This window comes from Citrobacter sp. KH_055_1, from assembly GCF_057838705.1.
Map to the genome: position 1 here is coordinate 1,121,694 of NZ_CM174473.1, position 15,339 is coordinate 1,137,032.

The 15,339-nt window shown below is 49.1% G+C and carries 9 protein-coding genes and 1 pseudogene; 4 read left to right on the forward strand and 6 right to left on the reverse strand.

What is annotated here, in order from left to right; all coding sequences use genetic code 11:
- The first annotated feature begins 393 nt into the window (after positions 1–393).
- Positions 394–7,332: an autotransporter outer membrane beta-barrel domain-containing protein gene (locus AC3ITF_RS05325; RefSeq protein ID WP_489176200.1), complete on the forward strand. Its 6,939-nt coding sequence runs from the start codon at positions 394–396 to the stop codon at positions 7,330–7,332.
- A 125-nt stretch (positions 7,333–7,457) separates the two neighbouring features.
- Complete coding sequence (locus AC3ITF_RS05330; protein ID WP_135911569.1) at positions 7,458–8,891, forward strand: EAL domain-containing protein; 1,434 nt, start codon at positions 7,458–7,460, stop codon at positions 8,889–8,891.
- A gap of 191 nt (positions 8,892–9,082) precedes the next feature.
- On the opposite strand, the pseudogene AC3ITF_RS05335 reads toward AC3ITF_RS05330, so the two are convergent.
- The 6 genes and pseudogenes from AC3ITF_RS05335 to AC3ITF_RS05360 all read right to left on the reverse strand — a co-directional run.
- Positions 9,083–9,198: pseudogene (locus AC3ITF_RS05335) on the reverse strand (site-specific integrase); the annotation flags it as partial.
- A 300-nt stretch (positions 9,199–9,498) separates the two neighbouring features.
- The gene (locus tag AC3ITF_RS05340; protein ID WP_489176201.1) at positions 9,499–10,311 is read right to left on the reverse strand and encodes a hypothetical protein; all 813 of its coding nucleotides are present in this window, start codon (positions 10,309–10,311) and stop codon (positions 9,499–9,501) included.
- Between the two features lie 38 nt (positions 10,312–10,349).
- A complete protein-coding gene (locus tag AC3ITF_RS05345; protein ID WP_489176202.1) occupies positions 10,350–11,525 on the reverse strand; it encodes an Arm DNA-binding domain-containing protein in 1,176 nt (391 codons plus the stop codon).
- Entirely contained in the window at positions 11,486–11,692 is a 207-nt protein-coding gene (locus AC3ITF_RS05350) for an excisionase (protein ID WP_489176203.1), read from the reverse strand. Before AC3ITF_RS05350 ends, AC3ITF_RS05345 begins: the two co-directional genes overlap by 40 nt.
- Before the next feature lie 36 nt (positions 11,693–11,728).
- A complete protein-coding gene (locus AC3ITF_RS05355; protein ID WP_489176204.1) occupies positions 11,729–12,691 on the reverse strand; it encodes a hypothetical protein in 963 nt (320 codons plus the stop codon).
- 233 nt (positions 12,692–12,924) lie between these two features.
- On the reverse strand, positions 12,925–13,077 hold the full coding sequence (locus AC3ITF_RS05360; RefSeq protein ID WP_489176205.1) for a hypothetical protein: 153 nt from the start codon (positions 13,075–13,077) through the stop codon (positions 12,925–12,927).
- Here AC3ITF_RS05360 and AC3ITF_RS05365 point away from each other — a divergent pair.
- Together AC3ITF_RS05365 and AC3ITF_RS05370 are read left to right on the forward strand one after the other, a co-directional pair.
- Positions 13,076–13,621 carry a baseplate complex protein gene (locus tag AC3ITF_RS05365; protein ID WP_001738740.1) on the forward strand — a complete coding sequence of 182 codons (546 nt, stop codon included), beginning with the start codon at positions 13,076–13,078 and terminating at the stop codon, positions 13,619–13,621. The two genes, AC3ITF_RS05360 and AC3ITF_RS05365, sit on opposite strands and share 2 nt — an antisense overlap.
- A complete protein-coding gene (locus AC3ITF_RS05370) occupies positions 13,621–15,324 on the forward strand; it encodes a hypothetical protein (protein WP_489176206.1) in 1,704 nt (567 codons plus the stop codon). Before AC3ITF_RS05365 ends, AC3ITF_RS05370 begins: the two co-directional genes overlap by 1 nt.
- Positions 15,325–15,339 lie beyond the last annotated feature (15 nt).

Here is a 15,339-nt window from a genome sequence, read left to right on the forward strand (position 1 = left end):
TTATTTTTTAAATATATGAAAGTGAGCTAATTTGGTGTGTTAGTAGAATAAATATCTTATGCGTTTTAATTAATTTGAAATGTTTGTTAGCTGTGGCGGAATTGGGTGTGGTTTATTACATTTCCAACCCAACTCATTAACAAATTCCGGCGTGTATTTGTAGTGGTTCAGCTCTTTGAATCTATAAATTTAAAATTTTTAGTTAAATCATCTATAAATCATTGTGTTTTCGATATAAATGGATGATTCGCTGTTCCGGTAATACTATGCCTTTCGTACAGGTTGCTCAGTGTTTCAGCGGGAAAGCTCCCAGCGAAGGGGTATCAACCTGCTGTGTGTTCCTGAGTTCACTACATGCTATGTGACCACGAATTTTGCCTGTAATGGCTTTTCGTGGAATTATTCGGAAAGGTATTTATGAACAAAGTTTATAAAGTAGTATGGAGCGTGTCGCGCTCGTGCGCTGTTGTTGTTTCTGAACTGGCGAAACGTTGCGGGGTTTCAGTAGAAACCGATAGCGAAGGCTGTGTTGCATCTAATACTCATCAATTTACTATCTCACGGATAGCGCTAGGTGTAATTGGCGCTATGTTGGCTACACAGTCTATATATGCATTTGCGGCTGACTATACATTACCAGATTATTTGCCATCGACTAATGCGAATGGCGTAGGGCAGCTTGTTGTTAGTGACGGCGATACAATGAATATTATCACCGGTACTAAAGGCTATGGCAGTATTAACCCGGGAGTGTCGGGTTTTAAGACGATGACCATTCAGCAGGCGATGGATAATGGTTATATATCATCAGGTAGTGAAAATATAAACCTGACGCAGACGACGTTAGGGGGCCGTACCCATAGCATTCAATATGTTGATCCGATCACCGGGGCTTCGCGTACACTCCAGGTGTATGACAGTAATAATTTTGCCTCTAATAGTGTTGGAGATCTGACGACGTATTTGGGGGTTGCCGTCGGTGATGGGCAGTATGTGAATATGAAGCTGGCGACGGTAACGTCCGGTGGTGTACTTGATGTCAATGTCGGTTCAACGGGAAACGACTGGGCCACAAATCCAGCAAATACTTTCAATGCCGTCACTAAGGTCTCTGGGATTTATAATGTCGAGACCGGCGGCAGCGACACAAAAGACGCCGTACTGAATTACAATAGCAAAACCATCGTGCAAAGCGGTAGCGTGGGCAATGTCGCGAACAATGTCGGCAAAGATTATAACTTTGACACTGCAACCTATAATGGCACCTTCTCCAGCGCGCTGGGCGACTATACAGTCAACAATCTTGATGATTTAAAAAGCTACAATGACGCTTTAGTGAAAGCCGTAGAGTCTGGACAGATTTCGCCTGCTGACTATGAGGTTGAACTTCATAAAGCCTATACCACGGAACAGAAAAATATTCACTTCGATACCAATATCCCGGATGGCGACGCGGCCCTGCAGGCTGCAAACCGGGATGTGAATAGTTTTATTAAAGCTTCCGGTGCGCATTCTGTCGTCAATATCTCTGCTGATGCCAATATTCAGGCGGTGTTCAGCGACACTTCCGTGGTGACGTTGACCGATGGCGCGACATTGAACAATAACGGTACTCTTGGTGTTGCTGCTGGCGCGTCCGGTGGTGATTATGTCGTTTCTGCGCGTGACAGTATCGTCAATAACAACGGGATTATCGATGCAGGTACTAGTCGTGATGTGAAAAATGCCTGGGTTGGCGCCCATACCGGCATCCTCGCGACCGGGACGACGAAGGCACAGAATGATGGCGTCATCAACCTCGCTTCGCACCAGGACATCTATAACGCCTATGGCGTGCTGACGAATGACACGGCAACGTTTATTAATAACGGGGTGATGAACATTGCCACCGGAGGCGAGCCAGCGAAATCTTCCGATAGCGTCTATACCTACGGCGTATTTGTTCAGCGTAATGCTGTTGCGACCAATAACGGGACGCTGTACATCGGACGTACTGCGCAAGCGGTAAAAGATGAAGCAACCAGCGACGTTCAGGTCACGCTTCCTGCCATCGGCATGTATGTGAAGAGTGGAACCATCAATAACACCGGTAATATCACCCTCGGTGAAAAAGTCGAGAATGCGGTTGCCATTCAGGCCAACGGTAGTGCGTCCCCTACGGCAATCAAGGTTAACCAGGAGGGCGTCATTGACATCAATGGCACCGGCTCTGCGCAAAATACCGGTTTGATGGGGATTAACGGTGCGAAAGGGTTGGTAAACAGCGGCACGATCAACCTCAACGGGTACAGCGCCAGCGGTATTGAACTGCAGGGCGGAAGCGAGGCCCTTCACTCTGGCATCATCAACATCACCAACGGTAGCTCAACGGACAATACCTTAAAAAATATGGGCGCCTGGGTTGAAGGGGCAGGGTCTCGACTCACGATGAGCGGGAGTGTGAACCTTGCTGCAGATAACGCCATTGGGCTGCATGTTCGTGACGGTGGGACGATCGATATTACTGATACGGGCAACGTATCGTTTAACAGTGGCAAGAACCAGATTGGCTATTTTGTTTATGGTGAAGGTTCGAAAGTCAATGCGTCCTCTACCAACACGCAGAATGTTTCGACGGAAGGCTCGACGTTATATCGTATAGAAGGCGGCGCAACCTTCGATGGCAGCGGATCGCCTGGTACGACAATGACGGCCTCTGGAGAAGACAGCACCATTCTGCAGGTGACGGGGACGGGGAGCCATTTTGATTCCGGTTCGCAGTCGCTGAGCATCACCGGGGACGGTGCGACCGGTATTCGTGTTGAAGGTGGCGCGGATGGCGTGATTACCCAGGATGCGGTGATCGTTAAACTGTCCGGGAAAGACACCACCGCCGGGATTGTTGACGGTAATTACTATGATCTGTCCGGGAATGTCGATGAAAGTCAGAAAGGGGATTCGACGCTCACCAGTTACGCCACGCTGAATACCAGCAATACGGCGGATGGTGCCTTTGGTTATATCGCTCGTAATGGCGGTACGCTCAACCACAAAGGTAGCATCGACTTTGACCAGGCGGGCAGCACCGGCGTGCTGGTTTCCGGCGGCACGTTGAACAACGACGGTGATATTAAGGTCGATGGTGTTGCGGTCAGCATTGAAGGCGCGGATTCGGTGGTGAATAACAATGCCACGGTTACCGCGACGGACGGCACCGCAGCCTATCTTGTTGGCAATGATGCGTCATTGAGTCTGACGGGTTCAGGAGAAACCAAAGCATCGGGAGATGCACACGGCATCTTGCTGGCCAGCGGGGCGAAAGGGCTCGTCGTTGAGGGTGCCACGATTACGATGGACAGCGCCGGTAAAGGGAGCGCCATCGAAAACGTCGCCAATATTGCGGGTATCCAGTTAAAAGAGACCACCATCAGCGTGGGGAATGGCATTGGTATTCATACTGGCGCATCCCTGGCGCAGACCAACTCCGGTACGATTACCGTCACGGGCAGCGGTACGGGGATCCTGTTTGAAAATATTGATGGTAGCGAAACCAGTCAAACGCTGGATATGTCTGACTCGCGCGACCTGGTTATCAATGTCGAACAGGCCGCAGGCAAAGGGATCGTCACCCATGCGTCAACCGATCTGCAAACGGGCGTCAGCGTTAACGTGCTCGACGCTAACGGTGGTGAAGCGTTGATTGTCGGAGGCTCGACCAAAAATGTTGAGCAATCTGGCGAGCTGACCTCGAAGTCAACCAGCCACGCCGTGGTGAACGTCGATAACGGTTCTCTGGAAACGTTCATCAACAAAGGCGTGATTAAGGCGCTGGATGCGTCGCAAAAAGCGATGGAAATGCTTTCGGGGGCCGGTATCTCCTTTACTAACGCTGCCGGTGCAAGCATCGTCGGGCAGGTAAACCTGATGAGCGGTGATAACACCGTTACGCTGGAGTCAGGCAGCACCGCGACGGATGTGACGACCGGTAGTGGTAACGATCTGTACGTACTTAAAGATGTTAAAGAGACAGAAACCTCGCTGTTTACCCGTCTCAACGGTGGTGCTGGCGACGATACGCTTCAGCTGCAAAACGCGCAGTACACCCTCAATCGTGCCGATGCCATCACCGGTATGGAGCATATCGATCTCACTGCCGGTTCGGTATTTACCGTTGATAACGTCGATTTCGCGCTGGGTGATAATCAAAATGATGCGGCGGGAACGGGCTACACCCTCGATGCGAGCAGCACCCTGTCGCTGAAATCCAGTGATGCGCTGTCTTTTAACAGCCACCTGGCGGGGACGGGAACCGTTGCTGTGGATGCCAACGGTAATGCGTTTGATTTCACCCGCAATAATGCGGCAGACGGATTCAACGGTACGCTGGCACTGACTAACAGCACCTTTGAACTGGCAGGGCTGAATACTCAGGCGCTGAGCCAGGCAACATTAAAGGTGGGTACGGGCAACGTGACGCAGGTGGGATCCGGTGAGCAGAATATCGGCGGCCTGGCGTTCAACGGCGGTACCGTCAGTTTTGACGGCGTGACGCCGGGGCAGAGCAGTGCTGCCGGGACGATTCATGCCGGCGCGATGGATCTCTCCGGACGCGGCACCGTGCAGGTCGATACCGGCACCGTTGGAAACGATCGTCCGCTGGCTGATACCACGCTGTCACTGCTTGAGCAGGATGACGCGCAGTCGCTGATCCAACTGGCCACCTCAGATACCCCGGTCACCGGCGGAGCGGGCAACCTGACGCTGACGGACAGCGAGGGCAATATCATCAGCGATGGAGTGGAAGCCGGTATCAGTCAAAGCGGTGAGATCGTTGCGAACGGAACCTACGATTATCGTCTCACCGGAGGTGAGGGGGATGACGGCCTGTACATTAGTTACGGTCTGACGCAGGTGGAACTGCTGGCGTCCGGAGACAATGCGCTGATCCTGGATGCGAACGGTAAAACCGGCAATGCCGCGGATCTGAGCGCTCGTATCACCGGTAGTGGCGATCTGGCGTTTGACAGCCAGAAAGGCCAGACGGTATCGCTGTCGAATCTGGATAACGATTACACCGGCATTACCGATGTGCGTAGTGGTAACCTGCTGATGAACAACGATAACGTTTTGGGGCAGACCAGTGAACTGCGTCTGGCCGCCGATACCGGTTTTGATATGAATGGCCACAGCCAGACCCTCGGTAAGCTAACGGCAGCCGCTGACTCTTTACTGAACATTAACGGCGGCAGCCTGACTCTGGAACACGGGGGAAACGCCGACGGAGTGTTGACCGGCAGCGGTGAACTGAACATCATCGGTGACACGCTGAGCATCACCGGCGAAAACAGCACCTTAACGGCAAAAACCACCATCGCAGACGGCGCGCGCGTGCTGATGAACACCACGCTGGGTCTTGGTACTGGTGATATTGTGGCGGCGGGAACGCTGACGATGAGTAAAGCGGCTGGCGTCCTTTACAATAGCATCAGCGATGCCGGACGGGTTGAACTCACTGAAAGTGATGTCGCATTGGTGGGGAATAACAGCAGTTTTACCGGTCAGTTTTCCATTGATGCGGATTCTCAACTTACGGCTTTCAGCGCAGAGAATCTCGGTAGTGCAGAGGTGAACAATATGGGCTCTCTGGTGCTGAACAGCAACACGGACTGGCAGCTTGATAACGACGTTTATGGCAGCGGCAGCGTGACCAAGCAGGGGGCTGGAACCATTACCGTGGGTGACAACGCCGCCTGGAAGGGGCAAACGGATATTGAGCAAGGTGGCCTACAGCTGGGCAGTGAAAGCGCTCCCGTTACGCTTGCCAGCACGCAGGTCAACATTGCTGAACAAGGGATGTTGTCCGGGTTTGGCGGCGTTGCGGGCAATGTCGATAACGCCGGTGTGCTGCAGGTGGGGTCCGGAACCGGCGATAATCTGCTGTTTACGGTGGGGGGCGACCTTGTTAACAGCGGCATGCTTGCCACAGGTGTCGATGGTCAGCAGGCCGGTAATCTGCTGGTGGTTAATGGTAATTACACCGGTAATGACGGTCATCTTTCCTTAAACACCGCACTGGGGGATGACAATTCCGTAACCGATAAGCTGGTGGTGAAAGGTGACACCAGTGGTACCACTTCTGTCAGTGTTACCAACGCCGGTGGGCAAGGGGCCGCGACGATCGACGGTATTGAAGTTATCCATGTTGACGGTGAGTCAAACGGTGAGTTCACTCAGGCTGGCCGTATTGTAGCTGGCGCCTACGACTACAGCCTTGGACGCGGGCAGGATGAAAACAGCGGTAACTGGTATCTGACCAGCGGTAAAACTAACCCCGATCCTGAGCCAAACCCGGGCCCGGATCCCGATAAGGATCTGCGTCCGGAAGGGGGCAGCTACACGGCCAACCTGGCGGCGGCAAACACCCTGTTCGTCACCCGCCTGCACGATCGTCTTGGCGAAACACAGTATATCGATGCCTTAACCGGCGAGCAGAAAGTGACCAGTATGTGGATGCGTCATGTCGGTGGGCACAACCGCTGGCGTGACGGCAGCGGCCAGTTGAAAACCCAGAGCAACCGTTATGTCATGCAGCTGGGGGGCGATATTGCACAGTGGAGCCAGAACGGGCTCGATCGCTGGCACCTTGGCGTGATGGCGGGCTACGGCAACGATCACAACAGCACCCAGTCCTCGCGTACGGGTTACCGTTCAAAAGGGTCAGTCAATGGCTACAGCAGCGGCGTTTATGCCACGTGGTATGCCAACGATGACTCGCATAACGGCGTATGGCTGGACAGCTGGGCGCAGTACAGCTGGTTTGATAACCATGTTAAAGGCGATGACCTACAGGGCGAATCGTACAAATCGAAAGGGATCACCGCCTCGCTGGAAATGGGTTATGCCCAAAAAATGGGGGAATTCGCCGGTAGTCAGGGCACGCTGAACGAATGGTACATACAGCCTCAGGCCCAGGCGATATGGATGGGCGTGAAAGCGGACGATCACCGGGAAAGCAACGGTACGCGCATCAAAGGCGACGGGCACGGTAATGTGCAGACTCGTCTGGGGGTGAAAACCTGGATTAAGAGCCATCACCAGATGGATAACGGGAAAGAACGCGAGTTCCAGCCCTTTGCCGAGGTGAACTGGCTGCACAATTCACACGATTTTAGTACGCAGATGGACGGCGTGAACGTGCGTCAGGACGGCGCAAAAAATATCGCCGAGGTCAAAGTGGGCGTGGAAGGACAAGTGAGCCCGCGTCTGAATCTGTGGGGTAATGTCGGTGTTCAGGTTGGCGACAAGGGATATAACGACAGCGCTGCGATGGTCGGCGTGAAGTGGAACTTCTGAGTCGGCTTTGCTGAGCAACACCCGCCGGACTGCTGAAAGGTAGTCTGGCTATTTCCCCTTAAAATAACATCAAGAAAAGCGCCCGTATCGGCGCTTTACTCAACATTCAACAACACGAGTTAACAATGTCTGTAACCAAGAAAATCACACCCATTTTGCTGGTGTTGTTTTTTCTTCTGGCCGGTGTGCTGACGTCATGGCAGCAATGGAATAAAGAGAGGCAACTTGGCAGAGAGCACGCGATAAATAGCCTGGTAGAAGAAATCGACACGATTTTTGACGATGTAAGAACGCTGGCCATATTGGCCAGTGCGCATGTCAAAGAGAATTGCACCGACGACCTGGTACGAACGCTCAGCCGTTTGACGGCGTCTGGTGAGAAGATTCGCTCAGTCAATATCATCAGGAAGGGTGAAGTGAGCTGCTCTTCTCTTGACGGGCGAGAACCATTGGGGATTATGTCTCGGGGCGCAACCACGCACTCGTTAATGATAGAACGGGTTCATCGGCATATGACGGATATGTACGTGATCTATTTTCCGTATCAGGGCCAGGTAGTGGCTGTCGCAATATATAAAGCGGCTATTGATAAAATCCTGATGGAGTTTGCGCGTAAAGAAAAAATCGATGTGCACTTTATATTACAACCGGAAAGTCACCCTGTTTTGCAGATGGCTTCGCAAAATTATCCTTTCTGGATCGTGGCGAATTCACGCGAAGGGATTACAGATTATGTGCGGAATAATCACTATCTGCTCATTTTATTTATGCTGTTGTCTCTGTTATTTTATTTTCACTTACGCAGGTTGCAGAAGATTTCACCTATAAAAATCCTGCGCCGAGCGATTAATAATGATGAGTTTATTCCTTTTTATCAGCCTGTTGTCGATCTTGTTGCCGGGAAAATTGTTGGGGCCGAGGTCCTTGTTCGCTGGAATCATCCGATACAGGGGATCATTCCTCCTAACGAGTTTATCCATGCGGCTGAACAAAGTGGCCTGATCAATCCATTGACACTCAAACTGTTGGCGCGAGTAGAAGCCGACATGCGACGTCTCAGAGAGCAAAGTGACCTGCCATTTCATATCGGTATTAACGTTCCTCCGCTTTCACTGGAAGATGCGCAATTTACCGACGCTTGCATTGCTTTTGTTCAACGTATGTACTTGCTTGATATTGGCGTAATGTTAGAAATTACCGAGCGGCAACAGAATCTGATTCGTGAAAGTGTGCTGAAACGCCTGAAGGAGGCGAGAGCGGAGCTGGCACTTGATGACTTTGGGACGGGGTATGCAAACTATGCGGCACTACAACGCATCTCACCGCGATTTTTGAAAGTTGATAAAATGTTCATTGATTCGCTGGGGAAAGGTGGGGTGAGTGATTCCATTATCAGCAATATTGTCCACCTCTCCGAAGTAGCGCGGATCCCGTTGGTGGCGGAAGGGATAGAAACCGAAGAACAAAAGGAGATACTCCGGCAGATGGGCGTCGAACTGGGACAGGGATATCTGTTTAGCAAGCCGGTTCCCTTCAACGCGTTTCTGTATTTGCTGTGAGAACGTATCATAATAAAAAACCGCGTAGCGGTTTTTTATTATTGAATATCGGCAGGGTAATTCGCTGACTTTTTTCTCGACAGCCGTTGCACCTTCTTTAGTCTTATTCCAGCCTTTCTCTGTACCTTCAAAAGCTTTCTCACGGTGCGAATAATCGGGGGTAGAATACCGATATCTGAGATATCGGCGCTGTGTTTCTTTCCCTTAGTATGGGTATAGGTGTTCCGACCTAACGGGTTGCTCAGCTGTTTTCTGCTTTACTCCAGCGCACGCCAGTAGCCAGGCATACTTTTGCAATCATCGGCAGGGGATTTTAAACGCTACCGCCCATACCTTGCGACGTAATGATATGGTGTTCGCTGGTGTTTCTGGCATTGCATTTCTATATGTCACAGTGGCAATTCTTTCTTAACTTATTGAATTATATGTTTTTTAGTACAGGGCGACATGGTAACTTTCGTTGGAGACTCTTTTATTAACAGGCACAAAAAAGCCCGCAGGGCTTGCGCCGTGCGGGCTCTTAGGACTTCATCGGATGACTCTGGTAATCACCGATGGAGAATTTTGGTGGCTGGCGGGAGTTGAACCAGCGTCCGAAATAATTTAACTACTTGTTTTTATTGTAATCGTGTTCATTTATAAAATCTGCGTAGCTTTTGCGTATCCTTTGTAATCTTCTTTGAGTCCATCTATGTTTGTCTGCTTCAAACTCTAACATACCTGCAAATGCTATTTTATTTGTTGATTTTCTCGTATCATAGATATTTAATTTGCTTTTATAATGTATTTTATACTCATTACCATCTATGTCATTATATGATAATTTAAATAACGGTCCGTCAATAACATCAATTTTTTTATTGTTTAGTTTGTTTAAAAATAACAATTCATTCACTAGTGTTTCGATGTAGAACATTGATAAATTTATACTTACTTTATTATCATTGTTGTTTTGTGGTGGGATGTACCCAAGGCTGAAGGTAGTTTCTGCTTCCTTTAACTGACTTGTACCCATTCCGTTTAGCAAGAATTTTTTCTTGTACTCTTGAGGAGCGCTTAAATCCTCAAATAGAAAATTATACTTGCCATTAAGTTTGAATTCATTTTCTGCAAAATAAAGCATTTTAGAAAGAAAATCGAACTCTACGGTTATTGTAGTGTTTAATGCAACACCTGAGCCAACATTGATTATTTCAGGCTTGTGTTGCATAAAATATTCTATGGAAACAGGGGATGAATGATATGAATTATCGTAAATCTCCTTGCTTCTTACCGGGATGTTATTAATTACTAACTGAGGCGTTATTGCGATTTTTCTTTGTTTAATTGTTTGTTTGACTGCATAAGATGCAGCGATAGCAGAACCCATAGTGCCTAATGCAGTAAGAGTAGATAAAATAATATCAGAAGTGTTTTCCATGTTTTAATCTCTGCCATATCCCAGACAGAGATTATTAGTTATTTACTGTTATTATTCAACTGCATGATAGAACTTTTACCATCATATTCTTTAAGGTAGCGACCATAGTGTCGGAATAGCATTTCAGAGCCTTTATGACCCATTTGGGCTGCTAGCCAGAATAGGTTGGCGCCACGGCTGATATGGCTGGTGGCGAATGTATGCCTTGTCTGATATGGATTTCGGTAGCGGATGCCTGCTTTTCGTAGAGTTGGCACCCATGCTTTTTTTCTTATCGCATCAGCACTAGCCCACGGTTTAATACTTTTTGGATCTTCGAAGATAGTTTCATCTTTCATGAAAGTGAACAGTTTCTGGCTGGCTAGAGCTACCAATGCCTCTTCAGTCAGTTCTACTTTCCTCGTACCGGCTTTTGTTTTTGTTCCTTTGATGACGCCAACTACACTGGCATTTTGAACGTGCGCAGTCTTCCCTACAAAGTCGATATCACGCCAGCGAAGAGCACACAATTCGGAACTACGCAGCCCAGTTTGTATCGCGAACCGGAAAAGATTCTCCCACTGCTTATTGCCAGCAGCAGAGAGCAAAGCGTCAACTTCTGCTGGTGATAGCGGATCAACCACATAACTACTTTCTGCCTCAGATTTATCACTTTGGTATCGTGAGGCTGTTACCAGTGATACAGGGTTAATCTGAAGCACACCATCCGTCACCGCTTCATCTAAAGCTGAGCGTAGGAAGGAAAGTTGGTTTCGAATAGTCTTCAATGTTGTTTTCTGGCTCTGGATCCATGTCTTCAATGTGGCTGGAGTTAACTCACTTGCAGGAAAAATATGAAGTGATGACAGCGCGCTTCGGCATTTCTTATATCCACCAATTGTTGAAGGGGATAGTTTCCTCGTTTCGCATATCACCAGATACTCGTCCAGGTACATCTTCACCGTTTTGCCTGCGGCAGCGTTGCCGAAAATTTTTAACCGGGTAGAACGGGGAAAGTATTCCGCATAAACAAATGTTCCCCTTTCGATCTTGTTGTGGATTTCGCCGAGTGTACGCTCGGCGTATTTGATGTTTTTAGGGGTTACGTCCAGATTAGAAAGGGGCTCACGGCATTTAACCCCTTTATAAGTGAAAGTAATATTGATGGTTTCGCCGTTGCGGTGTTTCCTGATGGTTACGCCGCGCGGGAGCTTAGGCGATTCTGTCGTGCCCATTTTGCAACCTCACTAAGATCAATCCATCTTTCCTTAACGCCGTCGACCTTTAGCACCTGAACCCCTTCACGCCATACTCCACGTTGCACACGTTTGTTGATGGCATCCGGGGTTTCGCCAGTCTCTTTGCAATAAGTTGAGATGGGAACACAATCGAGGCGCAGCATATATTTCTCCATACAATCCCGACTGCACTCAGGAGGTTAATTATTCTTTGAACTGTTTTTTGATAGTTCAAATTTACCATTTTTTAGTACAATATTTGAATCCTTTATACCATTAAGCAACAATTCATATGGGTGTTTTGTAGCTTGTTCCCTCATAGAATAATTTGAATTTGTTAGTTTTAAAATTGCCACATGATTCTCAGATATATCTTTGGAAATCATGTCTTTTACTATATCAATTACATCATCTTTCTTTGACATGTCTTCTTTAAGACTAAGAATTGTTAATGTTCTTGCATTGCAAAATTTTATCATGTAAATAATAAATGCTCCAAATCCAAGATAGGCCAATGAAATTGATATTGCTAATTTCGTTGGGATCTGACTATCAGTAATTTCCGTAGAGGTCAGAATCATTGTTTTCATAAAAAAGAATAGAAGCCCAGTGAAATAAATGAAATTTATCATGATAAATAAGTTACTCATCAGTTGTTTAGTACGTTGAGATGAGTAGTATTCAGAGTCAAGATGCCGCATTAAATTTTCATTATTACGTCTCTTTTGATTTAGCCTATATTGGTCATTGATTTTAGCAAATGTTTCTGAGTTTTCTAGGTATTTATCTGCAATGGCAGATACTTCTCTTTCGATTCTCTCTGATACAATACAATTAATGTTTTCATTTTTATCATCAAGATAAGATGATATTTGGTTGTTTACTTCGTGATTTATTTTTTCTTTTGCTATTTTTATATTCTCGTTTTGATCTTCGCTGATCTTAACTATTTCCTCTCTAATTAATTCAATAATCTCGCTGTTTTTTGGTGGTGCAGTTACATCGTCATTAATCGTAATTTTTTCTGGTTCTTTTATTCCCTTGTCTAGAAAGGTATTTATGAATGAAGATGTTATTTTTCGCCCAATGGGAGTTATGGCAAATAATATTATTAGCGCAAAAGGAAGAATAGATTTTATAGTGTCAATCAATATGTATTCCATGTGGAGATTTTCCTTTATAAGATAATTATTGCAAGCATTATACATCATGCAATTACAATTTGTGGCCTTGAAAAACTAGCGGTGACTGGACAAACGTAAAAACGGAGGACCACCAGATCTGGGATGCACTTGTTATTGCGTTGGTCTGTTTTTATCCACATCAGGCGCGGTGGTAGGTAGGTGGCCAGTGGCTAGCTGGCATCCCTACGGTACTTTTCACCGACAACCGCGGGTTAGACGGTTCCGTTTCGTCGGATACCCGCACCGGCGATACGGCCACCACGCTGCTGGAACTGGTAAAGGATATCCCGCAGCCGTCTGCCGTCTATACCGCGGCGGTGATGCTGGTCGGTGACAATCTGGATGGAATAAAGGGAATGATTCATGACTTCGATCCCAACGCTGGCGCTTAACGGCGAGGCTATCCAGCTGAAAAACATGCGCGTGACCGTATCGCAGCAGTTTCAGGATAAAGACCAGTCAGGCCAGACAAGTGCGACAACCAAATCAGAACAGGGGGCAAAAGGGAAAGAACTGCGTATCAGTGGTGAAATTCCGTTTAAAAGCCCGGAGATCCTGAAGCGTATTTTTGAGCTGGCCAGCGCCACGGATGCCGGAGGCAACCGCCAGAAATACCGTGTGGCGCATGAAGTGGCCAGAGCGGTGAATTTTCGCGAGGCGACATTCAGCGGGACACTTGATGCCCCTCAGCAGGACGGGAAAATGGCCTGGCTGGTCACATTCACCCTGGCAGAACATATCAGCGTGCAGGAAAAGCGGGAAGCCAGGGCAACAGGCAAAACATCTGCCAAAAAACAGACGGCTGGTAATGCGGGACAATCCGGCGGCCAGAGTGCCGGGGAAGATGAAGAAAAACTGACGTGGTTTGAAAAACGGGTGCTGAAACCCGTCAATGATGCTTTGGGTTAATGATGAAACCAGTTAAACGCCTGTACCTTTCAACGGATGAAATTCACCTGGCTGATACCAGCCTGGTGCTGGAGCTGAACAGCTGCGGCCGGGGATTTATCACTGCACAGACAGCCACAGATTACACCGGGAAACTGGTGCGGCTGGATGTGGGGTATTCCGATCTGCTTTTGCGCTGGTTTACTGGTTATGTAGAACGCGCACAACCCGCCGAAAACGGCTTTCAGCGTCTGTTTGTGCGCGAGCTAGTTGGCGTATTTGAAAGGATGTGGCCATGTTCATTTCAGCACCCCACTTTGCGCAAGGTAGCCAGCTGGCTGGAGGAAAACAGCGGAATTGCTGTCAGTGTGCCGGATGCCCCTTACAGCGATAAACCTATCCCCCATTTTACCCATAACGGCACGGGCTATCAGCTGCTGAATAATATGGGCAGGGCGTTCAGTATCCCGGACTACATCTGGTACCAGTTGCCGGATGGTTCCCTGTATGTGGGCGGTGCGGAAAAAGCGATGTTTGCCGGTCGTCCGGTCGATATCCCGGCAGCGTTCAGCCAGGGGGCTGCTGGCGGTAATTCCATTACGCTGCCGGTGATCCAGAGTCTGCGGCCGGGTGTGGAGCTGAACGGGGAACGCGTGACCAAAGTTCATCTTACCAATGACACCATGGCTGTCACCTGGACACCCAGAAACCGCGCAACAGGTCAGCCATTACAGAAAACACCGGCACAGCGACAGATTGAAAGCCATTACCCGGAACTGGCTTCCGGGCTGCACCTGCCAAAGCTGGCCAGAGTGGTGGCAGCCAGTGAGACTGTGAAAAGCGGTAATTTCGCCGATCCGTTCCGGCCGCGTTATGCCGTTGATGTGCAGCTGCTTGATGCAGACGGCAACCCGGATAACCAGACGCCGGTTTATTCTGCGGTGCCGCTGCCGGTACCTATGGCCGGTAATGACTCCGGCATGTTCCAGTTTCCGCCTGAAGGGACGCTGGTTGAAGTTGCTTTTACCGGAGGGCGACCGGATAAACCTTTTATCAGGCAGACGCTGCCGGATGGTACCAGTCTGCCGGATGTTAAACCCGGCGAGCAGCTGCAACAGCAGCGAGCGGAGGTGTCGCAACGTGTTACCCAGGCTGGTGACTGGGTGAGGCAGACCGATCAGACCATCAGCGAAACATCGATGGCGCGGACGGTTAAAGCCGATACGGAACAGCGTGATCTGGTCAGCCGTGAAACCACGATTAAGGCTACCGATAAGACCACGGTACTGGGTACCGCCACCCTGATGGCCGGAGCCATTCAGCAGGTCAGTGCCGGCGATTTTAGCCAGGCAATGAAGGGCAACAGGCTGGCCAGCATTGAAGGGAATGACGAAGCCGATATTACCGGCAAACAATCCACGAAAGTGGCCGGAGCCATGGATGTTGATGTGGGGGGAACCCTGACTGAAAAGATTGCCGCATTGCGTAAATCGGTGGCGGCGGGCGGTCAGCAGATTATGGGGCCAACCGTCCATATTGGCAGTGAGAGCGTCAACACGTTGACCATGATGCTGGACACCATTGATTTACTGGCAGAGCTGGCGCAGCAATGTGCGAGCCATTCACACCCCAGTGTGGGTACGCCAACTAATGCCGGAGCATTTACCCTGACGGCAGAGAAGGCAGGACAGACCCGGAGTAAGTACCAGAAAATAATCGCATGATCATCCCATCAGCCC

Excerpts from the sequence above, each read along its gene's own strand:
- AC3ITF_RS05330 (WP_135911569.1), top strand. The coding sequence starts at position 7,458 with ATGTCTGTAACCAAGAAAATCACACCCATTTTGCTGGTGTTGTTTTTT.
- AC3ITF_RS05340 (WP_489176201.1), bottom strand. The coding sequence starts at position 10,311 with ATGGAAAACACTTCTGATATTATTTTATCTACTCTTACTGCATTAGGC.
- AC3ITF_RS05345 (WP_489176202.1), bottom strand. The coding sequence starts at position 11,525 with ATGGGCACGACAGAATCGCCTAAGCTCCCGCGCGGCGTAACCATCAGG.
- AC3ITF_RS05350 (WP_489176203.1), bottom strand. The coding sequence starts at position 11,692 with ATGCTGCGCCTCGATTGTGTTCCCATCTCAACTTATTGCAAAGAGACT.
- AC3ITF_RS05355 (WP_489176204.1), bottom strand. The coding sequence starts at position 12,691 with ATGGAATACATATTGATTGACACTATAAAATCTATTCTTCCTTTTGCG.
- AC3ITF_RS05365 (WP_001738740.1), top strand. The coding sequence starts at position 13,076 with ATGACTTCGATCCCAACGCTGGCGCTTAACGGCGAGGCTATCCAGCTG.
- AC3ITF_RS05360 (WP_489176205.1), bottom strand. The coding sequence starts at position 13,077 with ATGAATCATTCCCTTTATTCCATCCAGATTGTCACCGACCAGCATCAC.
- AC3ITF_RS05370 (WP_489176206.1), top strand. The coding sequence starts at position 13,621 with ATGATGAAACCAGTTAAACGCCTGTACCTTTCAACGGATGAAATTCAC.